We start from the raw sequence: 16,682 nt of genomic DNA on the forward strand, positions 1-16,682 counted from the left end.
TCGGCCGGGAGCTCCGGGGCCACGCCCGTGCGCTCGTAGTCGGCGAGGATGTCGATGCGACGCTGGTGGCGCTCCGCCTTCGACCACTCCTGCTCCAGGAAGGCGTCGACGATGGCCAGCGCCTCCTCCTCGGAGTGCATGCGGCCACCCAGGCCGATGAGCTGGGCGTTGTTGTGTTCACGCGCCAGGCGGGCGGTCTCCGGGGACCAGGCCAGGGCGCAGCGGGCGCCCTTGACCTTGTTCGCGGCGATCTGCTCGCCGTTGCCGGAACCGCCGAGCACGATGCCGAGGGAACCCGGATCGTTGACGGTGCGGGAGGCGGCCTCGATGCAGAAGGCCGGGTAGTCGTCGTCGGCATCGTAGGTGTGGGCGCCACAGTCAATGACGTCGTGGCCCTGCTTCTTCAGGTGCTCGGCGATGATGTTCTTCATGTCAAAGCCGGCGTGGTCTGCTCCAAGGTAAACGCGCATGCTGCCGATCCTACCTGGGAGCTGTGCGCCACCGGGCACCCCGGTTCCCGGTGCGCGCTCCCCGCCCTCCGCTTCGCAGCTTGTGCAGTCTGGGGATGTTCAAACAACCCCCAACTGCACAAGCTGCGACGTCTCAGCGCCCTACACCTGCGGGCTCTCCGTGCGGGAGCGCTTGATCTCGAAGAAGTAGGGGTACTGGGCGAGGCGGAGGGCGGCGTCGAAGATCTCCCCGGCCTCCTCACCTTCGGGGACGCGCGTGATCACGGGGCCGAAGAAGGCGGTGTCGCCGAGCTTGAGCACCGGGGTGCCCACGTCGTCGCCGACCTCCTCGATGGCGCTGCCGTGGAACTCGCGCAGCTTGTCGTCGACCTCCTCGGTGTTGGCCACCGAGGCGTAGGACGCATCGAGGCCGACCTCCTCGAGCGCGCGCTTGATGACCTCGTCGTAGGCACCGAAGCCCTTCTTCCCGCCTTCCTTACCGGCGTGGATGATGGTGCCCATGGCGGTGTAGAGCGCGTCGACCGAGCCCGGCTCCTCCACTGCCACGCGGGCGAAGACGCGCGCCGGACCCCAGGCGGCCTCCATGGCGGACATGTAGCCGGGGTCGAGGTCGCGGCCGTCGTTGAGCACGGCCAGGGACATGGGGGTCCACTCGATGGTGAGGTCGCGGACCTTCTCCACCTCCTTCATCCAGCGGGAGGTCTGCCAGGCGAACGGGCAGGTGACGTCGAACCAGAACTGCACAGTATTAGTTGTCATGAGCACAGGATACGTGCGGTGTAGTTTGGGCGGTGGAAAAGCAACCTGACCCAGGAGAACCGACAGTGACCTCCATCAACCTCACCCGTGAGGAAGCCACCCACCGCGCGCGCCTGCTCGAGGTGGACAACTATGACATCGCCCTCGACCTGACCGGGGACGAAGAGTTCGGCAGCATCACCAACGTGACCTTCACCGTGCGGGAGGCCGGTTCCACCTTCATCGACCTGCGCGCCACGCACGTCGACGGCGTCTACCTCGACGGCACCAACATCCGCCGCGAGGCACTGACCCTCGACGAGGACGGCTACGACGACACCCACGGGATCGCCCTGCGCGATCTCACCCCGGGCCGCCATTCCCTGCGCGTGACCGCCACCATCCCCTACTCGCGCACGGGTGAGGGCCTGCACCGTTTCGTCGACCCGGCGGACAACGAGGTCTACCTCTACTCCCAGTTCGAGACCGCGGACGCCAAGCGCGTCTTCGCCTGTTTCGACCAGCCGGATCTCAAGGCCACCTACGACATCGCGGTGACCACCCCGGCGGACTGGAAGGTCATCTCCAACGGCGCGCAGTCCACGGAAATGCAGGGTGAGCGCGCGATCCACCGCTCCCGCATCGACTATCCCCTGTCGACCTACCTCGTCGCCGTGTGCGCGGGTCGGTTCACCGAGGTCACCTCCACCTGGCGCGGCACGCTCACCCACCATCCGGAGACCCCGGCCGGCCAGCCCACCGAGCTCACCGTTCCCATGGGCCTGTACTGCCGGCGTTCCCTGGCCCAGCACCTCGACTCGGACCGCCTGTTCGCCGAGACGAAGCAGGGTTTCGACTGGTACCACGCCCACTTCGGCATGGCCTACCCCTTCGGCAAGTACGACCAGGTCTTCTGCCCGGAGTTCAATTTCGGCGCCATGGAGAACGCGGCGTGCGTGACCATCCGCGACGAGTACGTCTTCACCTCCAAGGCCACGCACTACCGCTACGAGCGCCGCGCGGAGACCATCCTCCACGAGCTGGCGCACATGTGGTTCGGCGATCTGGTGACCATGCGCTGGTGGGATGATCTGTGGCTCAACGAGTCCTTCGCCACCTGGGCCGCCGTCATCTCCCAGGCGGAGGCGACGGAGTACGAGTCGGCGTGGGTGACCTTCGCCAACATCGAGAAGTCGTGGGCCTACCAGCAGGATCAGCTGCCCTCGACGCACCCGATCCTGGCGGACGCCACCGACATCGAGACCGTGGAGCAGAATTTCGACGGCATCACCTACGCCAAGGGCGCCTCCGTGCTCAAGCAGCTGCAGGCCTATGTCGGCCGCGAGGCGTTCCTGTCCGGTGTGCGCCGCCACTTCGCCGACCACGCGTGGGGCAACGCCACCTTCGACGACCTGCTTGCCGCCCTGCAGACCGCCTCGGGCCGGGACCTGTCCGGCTGGGCCGACGAGTGGCTCAAGACCACCGGCATCAACCGTCTGGCGCCGGCCGTCACCGTCCGCGACGGCGTCTACGAGTCCTTCGCCGTCGAGCAGACCGGCGCCGAGCCCGGCGCGGGTGAGCTGCGCACCCACCGCGTGTGCGTGGGGCTGTACTCGCTTATCGACGACCGCGTCACCCGCACCCACCGCGTCGAACTCGACGTCACCGGCGCCTCCACCGAGGTGCCGGAGTTGGTTGGCGTCGAGGCCGCCGACCTGGTGCTGGTCAACGACGAGGACCTCACGTACTGCCTCATGCAGCTCGACGAGGATTCCCTGGCCTTCGTGGTGGACAACATCGACCGCATCGACGATGCCATGGCCCGCACCCTGTGCTGGTCCGCCGCCTGGGAGGCCACCCGTGACGGCCGCATGAAGGCGCGTGACTTCATCCGCCTGGTGGCCCGCGGCGCCGCCGCCGAGACCGAGCTCGCCGTCCTCGAGCGCATCCTCGGGCAGGCCACCACCGCCCTGCGCACCTACGTCGACCCGGCGTGGGAGCGCGAGGGCACCGCCCTGCTTGTCGACGCCTACCTCGCCGGGCGCAAGGCCGCCGACCCGGAGGTCGCTCTCGTCTTCTCCCATGCGCTGACGCGCCTGCCGCTCAACCCGCGCGCCGCGGACCGGCTCCTGCAGGTGCTGGAATCCTCCAAGGACGCGGATCTGCGCTGGCTGGCCCTGACCGCCCTGCTCGCCTACGACCGCATCGAGGTCACGGCCATCGAGCAGGAGCGCGCCCGGGACCGCTCCGCCTCCGGCCGCCAGGCCGCTCTAAGGGCCGAGGCCGCCGTCAATGATCCCGCCACGAAAAAGCGCATGTGGGATGAGATCGTCGCCGGGGACCTGTCCAACGCCGACGCCCGCTTCCGCATGGAGGGTCTGGTCTACCCGGGTTCCGCCCCGCACCTCGAGCAGTTCAACGACGAGTACTTCCGCATCGCCGGGAAGCTGTGGGAGCACTCCTCCTCCGAGATCGCCCTGACCACGCTCACCGGCCTGTACCCGGTGTGGGACATCTCCGCGGCAGGCCTGGCCCGGGCCGATGAGTTCCTGGCCACCGAGTTGCCCACCGGGCTGCGCCGCGTGGTGGCCGAGCAGCGCGACCGGGTCGCCCGCGCCCTGCGCAACCGGGAGGTCGACGCCTCCTGACTCCCGGCAGGGGCCGGTACATGAGAGTTCCTTCATTCTGGGCTCACCAGGGCTTCACAGCGCGGGCTCAGGCTGGTACTCAAGAGTTCATATGACCCGGAAGGATCCTCATGCCCACCCTCCGCCGCTTCGCCCCGCTGCTGGCCATCCTGGGACTGCTCGTCCTGGTGGCCGCGGCGGGCTCCGTGCTGGCCAACAACTCCTCGGCGCCGAACATCGACCCCGCCGGGGCCACCATCACCCGCGAGTCTGACACGGCGGTGACGGTGACCTCCACCCTGCCGTCCTCGCCGGCCACCAGCACCAGCACCGAGCCGACCCCGGAGCCCGCCTCGGCCCCGGCTCCCGCACCCGCACCCGCACCCGCCCCGGTGCCTGCCCCGCAGCCCCAGCTCAACTACCAGCCCTATCCGCAGGGCAACCAGCACTGGGATGACGACGACGACTGGGACGATGACTAGGTGAATGCTCCTCATTCGCTGCGCTGGCGCATCATGTTCGGCATCACCGCGGTGGTGGTCGTGGCGCTGACCAGCGTCATCGTCATCACCCGGGCCGTCATGCTCAGCCAGGTCACCGATGCGGCGAACCAGGCGGTGGAGCAGGAGATCGAGGAGTTCCGCCACTTCGCCACCGACGGCACCGACCCGGAGACCGCGGAGCCCTTCGCCACCCCGGCGCGCCTGGTGGAGGTCTACCTGTCCCGGCAGATCCCGGATGTCAGGGAATCCCACGTCGGGCTCATCGGCGACCGCCTCCTCCAGATGGACACCACCGCGTTCAGCGGCGCCCACCCCGCTCCCTTCACCAGTACCGAACCGTTGGTGCACGAGATCCTCGACAACCCGGCGCCGGCCGGGGTCACCGTCGATCCGGAACGGGGCCGGGCCCACTGGGGTCGGGTCAGCGTGGACTTCGGAACGGACGAACCCGCCCAGTTCGCCGTCGCCTACTTCACGGACCGGGACCGCGCCCAGGTCAACGAGCAGGTGCGCACGCTCACGGCCCTGGGGTTCGGTGGCGTGGTGGCCAGCATCATCATCGGCTGGCTCATCGCCGGGCAGATCATCGCACCGGTCCGCCGTCTGCAGGAGGTGGCCGGGTCCATCGGCGACGCGGATCTCACCCGCCGCGTCCCGGTGAGCGGCAACGACGAGATCGCCGAGCTGGCCACCACCTTCAACGACATGCTCGACCGGCTGGAGCAGGCCTATGAGCGGCAGCGGCAGTTCGTCGATGACGCCGGTCATGAGCTGCGCACGCCCATCACGGTGGTCCGCGGCCAACTCGAGCTGCTGGAGACCACCCCTCCGGAGGAACGGGGGCGCTCCATCGCCCTGGCCACCGCCGAACTGGACCGCATGGCGCGGATGGTCAATGACCTGCTCACCCTCGCCGTCGCCGATTCCGGTGAGTTCGTCGTCCCTGAGCTTATCGACGTCGCCGAGCTGAGCATCGACCTCGAGGACAAGGCCCGCACCCTCTCGGAGCGGGTGAGCCTCGTGGAGGTCAGCGAGGGCACCGTGCTTCTCGACGACGAGCGCATCACCGAAGGTGTTCTCGAGCTCGTCGGCAATGCGCTGCGCTACAGCGAGGGGCCGGTGGACCTGGGCTCGACGTTCGTCGATACGCAGGCCGGACGGTCGTGGCGGATCTGGGTGCGCGACTCCGGGCCGGGCGTCCCCGAGCATCAGCGCACGACCCTGTTCAGCCGTTTCCACCGCGGGGACACCGCCGGGCCACGGTCCGGTGGTGCGGGCCTCGGTCTGGCCATCGTGCACGCCATCGGCCAGGCCCACGGCGGCCGCGCCTTCGTGGAAACCCAGGTGGGTGTGGGCTCCGTCTTCGGACTGGAGATCCCCGCCCCAGCAGACAAGGAGAACACACAGTGAGCCGGATACTCATCGCCGAAGACGACCGCGGTATCGCCGACTTCATCGACCGCGGACTGCGCGCCGCCGGGTACGCCTGCGACGTCGTCGACGACGGGGCCCTGGCCTTCGAGCTGGCCCGCAGCGGCGATTTCGACCTCATGGTCCTCGACCTGGGGCTGCCCCACATGGACGGGGCGGAGGTGCTCGAGCAGCTGCGTGCCCTGCGCGTGACCCTGCCGATCATCGTGCTCACGGCCCGGACCAAGCTGGCGGACCGGATCCGCTCCCTGGAGGGCGGGGCCGACGACTACATGCCCAAGCCCTTCCAGTTCGCCGAACTGCTCGCGCGTGTCCGGCTGCGCCTGGCGGACCGCGCCCCGGTGGACAGCTCGGAATCGTCCTTCCGTCTGGTCCGCGAGGATCTGGTGCTCGATCTGCGCACCCAGCGCGTGGAGATCGACGGCCGCAGCCAGGACCTCTCCCGCCGCGAGGTCGGGCTGCTGGAGACCTTCATGCGCCACCCCGCGCAGATCCTCTCCCGCTCCCAGCTGCTCAGCCAGGTGTGGGGCATGGACTTCGACCCCGGCTCCAACGTGGTCGACGTCTACGTCCGCACCCTGCGCAAGAAGATCGGGGCCGAGCGGATCGAGACGGTGCGCGGCTCGGGCTACCGGTTGGTGTAGCGGGCGTCGAGAAGCATCCCGCACAGCTCGTGCGGGGCGATCTCCGCCGGCCACTCCGGCAGCGCCCCCGTCGGCGACCAGGCCACCACCCAGGACTCGCGCTCGCGCGGATCATCCCCGCCGTGACCGCCTTCGTCGAGGTGGCCGTGATCGGTGGTGAGCACCACCAGCCAGTCCTCCCCGGCCTGTGCGCGGGCGGTGACGGCGTCGACGAGGTCGCTGACGTGGGCGTCGATACGCGCCAGCGCATCCCGGTACCCGGCGCCGTCCACCAGCCCGTACACGTGACCGGCGTCGTCGGCGTCGCAGAAGTAGACGAAACCGACGTCGAAGCCTCCGGCGCGGAGCTTGGCGGTGGTGATGGCGGCGATCTCGGCGTCGATACGCTCGTAGCCGTGGGTCTCACCGTCGCGGGCGATGACGTTGTGCAGGCCGGCGTACTGCTGCTCCATGCGCGGATGGATCACCGGGCCCAGGCCCTGGGGATCGACGAGCACCGGCCAGCCGGCGGCCGCGAAGGTGCGCGTCGACTGATCGCGGTAGAAGGCCCTGCTGAGCACATCGGGGTGCTGCCACAGGCGGGCGCCGATGAGCGAGTTGTCGCGGACCCCGTGCTCGGCGTGGGTGGTACCGGTGAGGATCGACGACCAGCCGGGTCCGGAGATGGTGGGCACCTCCATGGTCATCCCGTGCCAGGACCCCTCCGCGGCGAGCGCGGCGAGGCGGGACTGCGCGGGGATCATCTCCCAGCGGGCCCCGTCGATGCCGATGAGGAGGATGTGGCGGGCGGTGGACTGCTGACCGGGGTGGACCCGGTGCTCGGCGCGCGCGATCGAGTTCATCGGTAGGACTTCTCCTGGGACAGGGTGCGGGCGACGACCGACTCGTTGTCCACCGGGTGGTCGACGACGGTGTCGGCGCGCTGGACGAACATCTGCACGCCCATGCCGACCTGGAAACGCTCGGCGGCACGCGTCGGCAGGTCAATGCGCAGCGGCTGCTCGAGGACCTCGTCCTGGACCATGACCGCGGTGAAGATGCCGCGCAGCTGCTTGTCCATCACCTTGAAGCGCGCGGAGTCATCGTGTGTGAGGTCGATGTCCTCCGGGCGGATGAGGGCGGACGCGGCGTCGCCGTCGGCGAAGGGGATGTCGCGGTTGACGATGTCCAGTTCCGCGCCCAGTACCCGGATCCGGCCCCCGGAGACGATGCCGGGGATGCGGTTGATGATGCCGACGAAGCTGGAGATGAACGGGGTCTGCGGGTGGCTGTAGAGCTGCGCCGGGGTGCCGATCTGCTCGATCCGGCCCTCGCGCATGACGCCGACGCGGTCGGCCATGATGATGGCCTCCTCCTGGTCGTGGGTGACCAGGAGGGTGGCGATGCCCTGGGAGAGCTGGATGCGGCGGATCTCGTCGCGCAGCTGGCCGCGGACCTTGGCGTCGAGGGCGGAGAGGGGTTCGTCGAGAAGCAGCACATCCGGCTCGATGGCCAGGGAACGGGCCAGGGCGACGCGCTGCTGCTGGCCGCCGGACATCTGGTTGGGGTACTTGTCCATGTGCTCGTGAAGACCGACGAGCTCGAGGAGTTCCTCGGCGCGGCGGGTGCGCTCGGCACCCTTGACCTTGCGGATCTTCAGCCCGTAGGCGACGTTCTCCCGCGCGGTGAGGTGTGGGAACAGGGAGTACGCCTGGAAGACGATGCCCATGTTGCGCTCGCGGGTGGGCTTGCGGGAGACGTCCGAGCCGGCGATGAGCACCTCGCCGGAATCGGCGTTCTCCAGGCCCGCGAGGATGCGCAGGGAGGTTGACTTGCCGCAACCGGAGGGGCCGAGGAGGGCGACCATCTCGGCCTCCCCGATGTGCAGGGTGAGGTTGTCGAGGACGGTCTTGTCGCCGTACCTCTTGACGATGTTGCGCAGCTCCACGTGCGGGCGCGCCACGGTCAGATCAGACATGGAGTATTCCTTCTAGTTCTTGCGGACCTTGTCCGTGCGGGACAGCGCTGAGATGGCGACCAGCAGCAGCCACGTGATGATGATGGTGATGAACGACAGCGCAGCGATGCCGCGCGGGTTGTTGTTGGACACCTGCACGAGGAACACCGGGAAGGTGTAGTGCAGCAGCAGGGAGGCCATGGCGTACTCGGCCAGGCACATCGCCACCGACAGCAGGGAGGCCGAGAGCATGGCCACGCGCAGGTTGGGCAGGACCACCTGGGTCAGCGTCGTCCAGGTCGACGCCCCCAGGGACGAGCTGGCCGCGAACATGGTGCGCAGGTCGAGCGACTTCACGCCGGCGTCGAGGGCGCGGTAGCACAGCGGCATGGAGAGGATGACGTAGAGCGGGACCAACGACCACAGGGAGTTGATGAACGACGGGGCCACGACGCGGTAGAACTGCGAGACACCGGAGACCAGCGCCACGGCAGGCACCACCATGGGCAGCACCGAGAGGACCTCGGCGACCTTCGCCAGCTGCGGGGCCTTCATGTTGAGGTAGACGATGGTGGGCACGAGCAGCACCAGCATGAGCACGGTGGAGGCGACCGTGAGCAGCAGGGTGTCGCGGATGGCGGGCCAGGCGCGCGGGTTCTGCAGGGACTCCACCAAGGGGTCGAGGGTGAAGCCGACGCCGGGGCGGGAGAAACCGAACATCGCGGCGGCGATCCACGGCGCGAAGAAGAACACGAGCGCCACGACGAAGATGGCGACGGTGGTGGCGTTGGCACCCCACCGACGGGCCGGCCGGCTGGCCGGGGCCGCCGTGGTCTGCGGCCGGTCGAGTACTAGTTGCTGAGCCACTGGTCACTCTTTCGGGTCAGGAGGAAACGGATACCCATGGCGGCGAGGATGATGACCATCATCCAGGTCACCAGCGCGGCCGCCAGGCCCGGGTCGAGCAGGACGTTGCCGCTGATCATGAAGCCGATGACGATGGGCACGAGGTTGAGGGAACCGCCGGCCAGGGCGTAGGCGGTGGCGTAGGCGGCGAAGGCGTTGGCGAACAGCAGCAGCAGGGAGCCGATGATCGACGGCCACAGCACCGGGATCGCCACGTCGCGCAGGTACTGGGCTTTCGTGGCTCCGAGCGAGGAGGCCGCGTCGTACCAGGCCTTCTTCACCCCACCCATCGCGGGCAGCATGAGGATGGCCATGAGCGGGATCTGGAAGTACAGGTAGACGATGGTCACGCCGAGAAAGCCCGTGACCTTGAAGTCACTCATGGACCCGGGGACGAGCCACTCGATGACACCGGTGAGCACGCCCTGGGTTCCCAGCAACGCGACGAAGGCGAAGGCCAGCTGCACGCCACCCGACTGGGAGGCCAGCGCCGAGAAGCTGTTGACCAGGGACTTCAGCCACCTCGGGCGCTCGGCGGTGACCAGGGCCCACGCCAGGACGAGGCCGAGGACACCACCGACGAGCGCGGTGAGCAGCGAGAGCTGGGCGGTGAGCAGGAACGCCGGGCGGTAGATGGGACCGGCGGCCTCCGCCATGGTGCCGACGCTGAGGTTGCCCGCCGGGTCCTGGAAGGCCCGGATGACGTTGGCGATGATGGGGATGAGCAGGAAGGCGGAGACGAAGGCGAAGAAGGGCAGCGCACCGAGAACGGACCCCGAGGTCAGGGTCCGCCAGGTAAACCGCGTCGACTTCTTCGTCTCCGCCCCCTGGGGGTCCAGGAGGACGGGGACGGAGGCGGTCATGATCAGATACGCACCTTCTGGGCCCACTCGGCGGCGATGATCTTGTTCGCCGCGTCGCCCTGCTCGGTGGTGGGCAGCTCGACCTGTTCGACGATGGCCGGGTCCGGCAGGCGGGACTGCGCCTCGTCGGAGATCTTGCCGGCGTCCGCCAGCTCGGTGTAGCGGGCGGGCACGGCGCCACCGAGGGCGTACTGCTCGGAGCCCTCGTCGGAGGTCAGCCAGTCCACCCACAGGCGGGCGGCGTTGGGCTGCGGGGAGGCGATGGTGATGGGCTGGGCGTAGTAGTTGCCGAACACGCCGTCCTCGAGGACGGTGTACTCGAAGTCGACGCCGTCGGTGACCAGCTGCTCCTCGCGGCCGAGCCAGTTGTAGTTCCAGTCGAAGACCACGGCCGCCTGGCCGGTGGTCAGCGCCGAGGACTCATCGGAGATGGTCACCAGGTTGCCGATCTCGGCGAGCTCGGCGAAGTACTCGATGCCGGGGGTGATGTCGTCGAGGGAACCGCCGTTGGCCAGGGCCGCGGCGAAGACGGTGGCGACAGAGGAGGCGCCGGAGCGCGGGTCGCCCGGCAGGGCGACCATGCCGCGGTACTTGGGGTCCTTGAGGTCCGCGAAGCTGGTCGGCACATCGGCGCGACGCTTATCGACGCCGACGGACAGCACGCCGAAGTAGGCGCCGACCCACCAGCCCTCCGGGTCCTTGAGGTTGTCCGGGACGGCGTCGAAGTTGGAGGGCTTGTACTGCTCGATGAGGCCCTGGTCGATGGCGGGCTTGGTGAAGGAGTAGCCGATGTCGAGGACATCCGGCTGGGAGGGCTGGCCCTTGAGGTTCTGCACGGCCTGCAGCTCCTCGGCGGAGGAGGCGTCCGGGGAGTCGACGGTGATCTCGATGCCGTACTTCTTGGTGAACTCCTCGAAATGGCCCTTGTAGTTGGCCCAGGTCTCCGGGTAGGCGATGAGGCGGAGGGTGCCCTCCTCCTGGGCGAGGGAGATGATCTCGTCGAGGTCAGCACCGATCTGGGCGGCGTCGGTGGCGGCGCCGCCGCCGTTGCCGCAGGCACTGAGCAGCGGGCCGGCAGCGGCGAGTCCGGCGCCCACACCGAGGGCGCGCAGGAGGGTACGACGGGAGAGGATGAGGTCGGACATGGTGAGGGCCTTTCTCAGCGACGTCCCCGGGGGCGGGGATGAGGGGAAGGATTCACCGACGTATCGTCGGTACGTGATGAAGACTTCCAGAGCCGTTTGACGTTCAGGTCACCCCGACATGAACGTGAGAAGAATAAAGAACTAGACCTAATGGCATAAGTCTCATACCTTTGTCACCAGCACTTATAGTGGCGAGCATGCTGACAGACCTCCGCGCCGCCCGCGGCATCCTCTTCGACTTCAACGGCACCCTCTCCGACGACGAAACCGAGCTCGCGGCCGCCTACGGCCAGGCCCTGCTCGATCTGGGACTGCCCGCCATGACGCCGGGAGAATACGAATCCCTGCTCGGGATGAGCGAACCGGACATCGCCGCCGCGCTGGTGTCCCGCCGCGGGCAACCTCACCTGGCCACGCGACTACTCGACGAGGTGTGCGCCCGCTACGTGGCACTGTGCGCCCAGCGCCCCCGCGTCTCCGACGCCACCGTCAGCTTCGTCCGGGACCTCAAGCAACGCGGCCTGCGCGTCGGCATCGTCACCGGGACGCTGCGTCAGCTCATCGAGCCCGTCCTGGCCGAACGGGGCCTGGCCCCGCTTCTCGACGCCCTGGTCACCGTCGAGGACGTCGCAGCCGGCAAACCCGATCCGGAGGGCTTCCTGCGCGGCGCCGAGCTGCTGGGGCTGAACCCGGCGGAGATCGTGGTGTTCGAGGATTCGCCGGCGGGTGTGCGCGCTGCCCACGCGGCCGGGATGTCCACGATCGGCATCGGCCAGGCCGCCGGCTGCACGCCGTGCTACCCCACCATGGACGCCGCCGTCGCAGCGCTGAGTTAGGGCCGCACGTCGGTGACCACGCGGATGTGCGCGATGTCGGAACGCAGCACGTCCTCGGAGTATTCGATGGGTGCGCCGTCCGCGGTGTAGGCCGTACGCGAGATGCGCAGCAGCGGCAGGTTGCGGGTCACGCCGAGGACCTGCTGCTCCCAGCTGGAGGCGACGCCCGGGATGATGGTCTCGGATTTGCGGACGGGGCGCAGGTTCCACTCGGCGTCGAGAAGCTCGTACATGGAGCGCGACAGATCGGCGTCGAGCATGCCCGGCACCCGGAACGAGGGGAAGTACGAGCTCTCAACAATGAGCGGGGTGGCGTTGACCGAACGCTGGCGGACGATCTGGAAGACGGGATCGCCGACGGCGATGTCCAGGGCCTCGGCGACGGTGGAGCTGGCGCGCGAGAGATCGGACTCCAGGATCTGCGAGCTGACGTCGAGCCCGTGCTCGCGCAGCTGCGGCATGAGCCCCTCCATGCGGGTGAGTTCGACCACCGGGGGGACACTGCGGATGAAGGTACCGCCCGTGCGCCCGCGGCGGCGCTCGATGAGCCCCTCCATCTGCAGGATGTCGAGGGCGTGCCGCACCGTCATGCGGGCGACACCGAATTCCTCGACCAGCTCCCTTTCTGTGGGAAGCTTGTCGCCGCCGCTGAGCTCTCGGCGCTCGATGCGCCCGCGGAGATCATCCGCGATTGCCAGGTAGGCCGGGGAACGACGGGACGGGAAAGTCACGCCCCAATAATAGCCAGAACCATAGGCTTCAGCGCATATTGGGTGGTCTACCCGGACATCATATGTCTTACCTGTGGCGGTAGCGGGCGGGCACATCTACCTGCCCGAGCACGAGCATGAGCCGATTCGCCCAGTTGAAGAACGCACTTGCATATAAATGATCGATGAGCGACATGTCGTCGAGCCCGACCGCCCGCAGCGCCTCGACGTCCCCTGCCGTGTAGGCCACGGGGGTGGCGGTCAGCGCCAGCGTGGCGTCCCGCAACGCCCGGCTGCGGGCATCGGCGAGATCGGCGTGCACGCCGGCGTCGAGAAGCGCGTCGACATCGCCTGCGTCCCCACCTTCCTCCACCGCGCGGGCGGCGTGGACGGAGGCGCAGAATTCGCAGCCGTTGAAGCGGGAGGTGACGGTGGCGGAGAACTCGCGCTCGGCGCGGCTGAGCCCGCCGTCGGTGTTGTAGAAGATGTCCAGGTCCGTCAGCGTGCGGGCCGTGAGCGCGGCCGGGTCGCGCGCGAGCAGGCGGAAGTAGGGCATGGCCTTGCGCTCGGGGCGGATGAGGGATTCGAGCTGCTCGGCCGTCAGATCCTCCTCCGCCACCGGCTCCACCCAGGGAGCCCAGGACAGCGGGTGCCGCACGAAACCGGTCGGTGCCACCACATCCGGGCCGGCCACCTCCGGCCAGTCGGGGATCTGCCCCGGCAGCTGTGCGCGTTGCGGCACGTTGATCTCACGCCCGGCGAGCACCTGCAGACCGTGGACCACCCGGAGCTGGAAGGTGAGGAAGGCGATGAGCTGGGTGAGGCTGACGATGTCATCGGCCGACCACCCCGCCTGCTCGAGGTGCCCGATGGCGGACGGGGAGGCGTCGCGCGGGTGGAAGACCATGAGGTGGGCCATGTCGAACGCGGCGGCCAGACGCTCGCCGAGGGCGGCGGCGTCGTGGAGAATGTACCCGCCCTCCGCATACGGCCCGCAGGTGGCGCCGGCGCTGATGGCCACGTCGATGTGCTCGCGGAGAGCGGCGGGGGCGTCGTCGAGAAGCAGCTCGGCGTAGAAGGTCCGGGCGTTGGCCGCACCGTGCAGGCCGGCGACATAGGTGGCCACGGCGTAGCGCTCGCCGTAAGTGAACGCACCCGGGTGGGGCGGTTCGAGCAGCGCCTCGAAGCTGCGCTCGGCGTTGAGCAGGGCGTCGGGGCGCAGTTCGCGCAGGCGGGCGAGCGGATGATCGGGGGCCAGGGCGGCCAGCAGGTTGATGATGTTGGTCATGATTTACAGTCCCAGGTTGAGTGCGCCGCCCCGGTAGTTGCCCCCGGGGATGGCGTCGATGAGCTGGCGGGTGAAGTCGGAGGCCGGGTGGTCGAAGACGTCGGCGGTGGCACCGTACTCTACCTGGCGGCCGCGGCTCATCACCGAGACCGTGTCGGAGATCTGCCGCACCACGGCCAGGTCATGGGAGATGAACACGTACGTCAGCCCCAGCTCGGCCTGCAGCTCATCGAGCAGGCGGAGGATCTGGGCCTGCACGGTGACGTCGAGGGCGGAGACGGCCTCGTCGAGGACGACGAGCTCCGGTTCGACGATGAGCGCCCGGGCGATGGCCACGCGCTGCCGCTGCCCGCCGGACAGTTCCGCGGGGCGGCGCTGCGCCGTCGCGCGGTCCAGCGCCACGAGGTCAAGGTAGCGGTTGACCTGCTCTGATGCTTCTCGACGCGAGGCCCCGGTGACGTTGCGCAACGGTTCCGCGATGATCGCCCCGATGCTCTGGCGCGGGTTCAGGGAGGAGTAGGGATTCTGGTAGACCAGCTGCACGTCCTTGCGCAGCGCGCGGCGCTGGCGGTGGTCGGCGGTGGTGATCTCGCGGGCGTCGATAAGAATCGAACCCTCGGTGGGCTGGTTGAACGCGGCGATGGAGCGGCCGAGTGTGGTCTTGCCGGAGCCGGATTCGCCGACGATCGCATGGGTGGAGCCGCGCGCGACGGTGAAGGAGACATCGTCCACGGCGGTGAAGTCCCCGTAGCGCTGGGTGAGCGAATCGACCTCGAGGAGCACCGGGGCGTCCGGGACGACCGTGTGGCGGCGGTCTCCGGCGGCGGTGGCGGTGGCCAGGGAGGGGGCGTCGGCCAGCAGCTGGCGGGTGTAGGTGTGCTGCGGGTCGGTGAGCACGCTGGCGGCGACACCGGATTCGCGGACCTGGCCGCGCTCCATGACCACGATGTGGTCGGCGCGGTCACCGGCCACCGCGAGATCGTGGGTGATGAACAGGACACCCAGATTGAGCTCCCGACGCATGTCGTCGAGCAGGTCGAGGATGACCTTCTGCACCGTGACGTCGAGGGCGCTGGTGGGCTCGTCGGCGATGATGAGTTCCGGTTCCAGTGCCAGGGCGGCGGCGATGAGCGCGCGCTGCTTCATGCCACCTGAGAGTTCGTGCGGGTACTGGTCGTAGCGCTTCTCCGGCTGGTCGATGCCCACCTGCTCGAGCAGCTCGATGACCCGCGTGCGGCGGCTGGCGGCGCTGCCCCGGCCGTGGATGGCCAGGCCCTCCCCCACCGATTCGCCGATGGTGCGCACCGGGTTGAGGGAGTTGTTGGGATCCTGCGGGATGAGCCCCACGCGGGTGCCGCGCACGCCGCGCCACTGGCGCTCGCTGAACTCCGCGACGGGGCGCCCGGCGAGGTGGATGGTGCCGGCGTCGATACGCGCGTTGCCCGGCAGCAGACCGATGGCGGCCTGGGCGGTGGTGGACTTGCCGGAGCCGGATTCGCCGACGATGGCGGTGATCTCCCCCGGATGGACGCTTAAGCTCACGCCGGAGACGGCGTGGACGGGCCCGCGGGCGGTGTCGTAGGTGACCACCAGGTCCTCGACCTGGAGCAGGGGTGTCGTGCCGGTCATGTCAGGACTCCTTCCGGATGGTGTGGCTGAGGTAGTTGGCGGCGCAGACCACGGCGACGATGACCACGCCGGGCAGGACCGTCAGCCACCAGGAGGTGGCCATGTAGTCGCGGGCGTCGGCGATGATCAGGCCCCATTCCGGGGTCGGCGGCGGGGCGCCGTAGCCGAGGAATCCGAGGGTGGACAGCTGCAGGATGGCGGAGCCGAACTGCAGGGCGGCCAGGGCCAGCACCGGGGTCAGGGAGTTGGGCAGGATGTGGCGGAAGAGCACCTGGGTCCGCGTGCCGCCGGAGCCGTAGGCGGCCTCGACGAAATCCGCGGCGGCGACCGAGAGCACCTGGGAGCGCGCCAGGCGGGCGAAGGTGGCCACCGAGGTGACACCGACGGCGAGCGCGGCGTTCATGGTGCCGAAACCGAGCAGGATGATCACCGAGAGGCTCAGCAGCAGCGCGGGGATGGACAGCAGGACATCCACCAGGCGCATGAGCGCGGAGTCGATCCACGCGCGCTGGGTGGCCTGGGTCCCGGCGAACAGGCCGATGAGCGTGCCCACCACCAGGCCGACCAGCACGGCGACCAGGGCGCCGGCCAACGACTCCCGGGCACCCCACACCACGCGGGTGTAGAGGTCACGGCCCACGGAATCCGTGCCGAACCAGTTCTCGGAGTTGGGCGACAGCAGCGGGGCGAAGGTGCCCGAGTTCGGGTCGTGGGTGGTGAACAGCTGCGGCACGAGCGCCCAGGCGATGGCCAGCAGCAGGATCGCGGCGGCGATGATCGCCCCGACGCGGCGGGGGGTGTGGCCGTGGCCCGCGGGGCGGGTGCGGGCCAGACGCGGCAGGCGGGTGCGGGCAAGGGTGGTCAGGGTGCTCATGCTCGGGCCTTCCTGCGCAGGCGGGGATCGAGGACCGGGTAGAGCAGGTCCACGAGGAGGTTGATGAGGACGTAGAGGGTGG

16 protein-coding genes are annotated in these 16,682 nt (G+C 69.0%); 5 read left to right on the forward strand and 11 right to left on the reverse strand.

Annotation, left to right across the window (positions count from 1 at the left end):
- Positions 1-470 (reverse strand): ribose-5-phosphate isomerase (locus tag Q4F73_RS07305; protein ID WP_303358699.1); only part of this gene is annotated, 470 nt, incomplete at its 3' end.
- A 141-nt stretch (positions 471-611) separates the two neighbouring features.
- Complete coding sequence (locus tag Q4F73_RS07310) at positions 612-1,229, reverse strand: DsbA family protein (RefSeq protein WP_303358700.1); 618 nt, start codon at positions 1,227-1,229, stop codon at positions 612-614.
- Between the two features lie 65 nt (positions 1,230-1,294).
- Between Q4F73_RS07310 and pepN the strand changes: the two genes are divergently transcribed.
- The 4 genes from pepN (at position 1,295) to Q4F73_RS07330 (ending at position 6,413) form a co-directional block, all read left to right on the forward strand.
- Positions 1,295-3,856 (forward strand): aminopeptidase N, encoded by a 2,562-nt coding sequence (pepN, locus tag Q4F73_RS07315; protein WP_303358701.1) that lies wholly within the window; start codon positions 1,295-1,297, stop codon positions 3,854-3,856.
- Positions 3,857-3,966: 110 nt separating this feature from the next.
- Entirely contained in the window at positions 3,967-4,317 is a 351-nt protein-coding gene (locus Q4F73_RS07320) for a hypothetical protein (RefSeq protein ID WP_303358702.1), read from the forward strand.
- A gap of 33 nt (positions 4,318-4,350) precedes the next feature.
- On the forward strand, positions 4,351-5,748 hold the full coding sequence (locus Q4F73_RS07325; protein WP_303358714.1) for a HAMP domain-containing sensor histidine kinase: 1,398 nt from the start codon (positions 4,351-4,353) through the stop codon (positions 5,746-5,748).
- On the forward strand, positions 5,745-6,413 hold the full coding sequence (locus Q4F73_RS07330; protein ID WP_303358703.1) for a response regulator transcription factor: 669 nt from the start codon (positions 5,745-5,747) through the stop codon (positions 6,411-6,413). Before Q4F73_RS07325 ends, Q4F73_RS07330 begins: the two co-directional genes overlap by 4 nt.
- On the opposite strand, the gene Q4F73_RS07335 is transcribed toward Q4F73_RS07330, so the two are convergent.
- The 5 genes from Q4F73_RS07335 to Q4F73_RS07355 are packed head-to-tail and all read right to left on the reverse strand — an operon-like array spanning position 6,398 to position 11,263.
- Entirely contained in the window at positions 6,398-7,255 is an 858-nt protein-coding gene (locus Q4F73_RS07335; protein ID WP_303358704.1) for an alkaline phosphatase family protein, read from the reverse strand. The two genes, Q4F73_RS07330 and Q4F73_RS07335, sit on opposite strands and share 16 nt — an antisense overlap.
- Entirely contained in the window at positions 7,252-8,370 is a 1,119-nt protein-coding gene (locus tag Q4F73_RS07340) for an ABC transporter ATP-binding protein (RefSeq protein ID WP_303358705.1), read from the reverse strand. Before Q4F73_RS07340 ends, Q4F73_RS07335 begins: the two co-directional genes overlap by 4 nt.
- A 12-nt stretch (positions 8,371-8,382) precedes the next feature.
- On the reverse strand, positions 8,383-9,216 hold the full coding sequence (locus Q4F73_RS07345; RefSeq protein WP_303358706.1) for an ABC transporter permease: 834 nt from the start codon (positions 9,214-9,216) through the stop codon (positions 8,383-8,385).
- Complete coding sequence (locus tag Q4F73_RS07350) at positions 9,201-10,118, reverse strand: ABC transporter permease subunit (RefSeq protein ID WP_303358707.1); 918 nt, start codon at positions 10,116-10,118, stop codon at positions 9,201-9,203. Before Q4F73_RS07350 ends, Q4F73_RS07345 begins: the two co-directional genes overlap by 16 nt.
- Before the next feature lie 2 nt (positions 10,119-10,120).
- Entirely contained in the window at positions 10,121-11,263 is a 1,143-nt protein-coding gene (locus tag Q4F73_RS07355) for an ABC transporter substrate-binding protein (protein WP_303358708.1), read from the reverse strand.
- Positions 11,264-11,460: 197 nt separating this feature from the next.
- On the opposite strand from Q4F73_RS07355, the gene Q4F73_RS07360 reads away from it, so the two are divergent.
- Entirely contained in the window at positions 11,461-12,099 is a 639-nt protein-coding gene (locus Q4F73_RS07360) for an HAD family phosphatase (protein ID WP_303358709.1), read from the forward strand.
- Here the strand turns inward: Q4F73_RS07360 and Q4F73_RS07365 are convergent.
- The 4 genes from Q4F73_RS07365 to Q4F73_RS07380 form a co-directional block, all read right to left on the reverse strand.
- Entirely contained in the window at positions 12,096-12,830 is a 735-nt protein-coding gene (locus Q4F73_RS07365; RefSeq protein WP_303358710.1) for a GntR family transcriptional regulator, read from the reverse strand. The genes Q4F73_RS07360 and Q4F73_RS07365 overlap by 4 nt on opposite strands.
- A 67-nt stretch (positions 12,831-12,897) precedes the next feature.
- On the reverse strand, positions 12,898-14,097 hold the full coding sequence (locus Q4F73_RS07370) for an alkylhydroperoxidase domain protein (protein ID WP_303358711.1): 1,200 nt from the start codon (positions 14,095-14,097) through the stop codon (positions 12,898-12,900).
- A gap of 3 nt (positions 14,098-14,100) precedes the next feature.
- A complete protein-coding gene (locus tag Q4F73_RS07375) occupies positions 14,101-15,726 on the reverse strand; it encodes an ABC transporter ATP-binding protein (RefSeq protein WP_303358712.1) in 1,626 nt (541 codons plus the stop codon).
- Position 15,727: 1 nt separating this feature from the next.
- Positions 15,728-16,600: an ABC transporter permease gene (locus Q4F73_RS07380; RefSeq protein ID WP_303358713.1), complete on the reverse strand. Its 873-nt coding sequence runs from the start codon at positions 16,598-16,600 to the stop codon at positions 15,728-15,730.
- Between the last annotated feature and the right edge of the window lie 82 nt (positions 16,601-16,682).

It is taken from the genome of Corynebacterium sp., from assembly GCF_030535495.1.
GTDB lineage: Bacteria > Actinomycetota > Actinomycetes > Mycobacteriales > Mycobacteriaceae > Corynebacterium.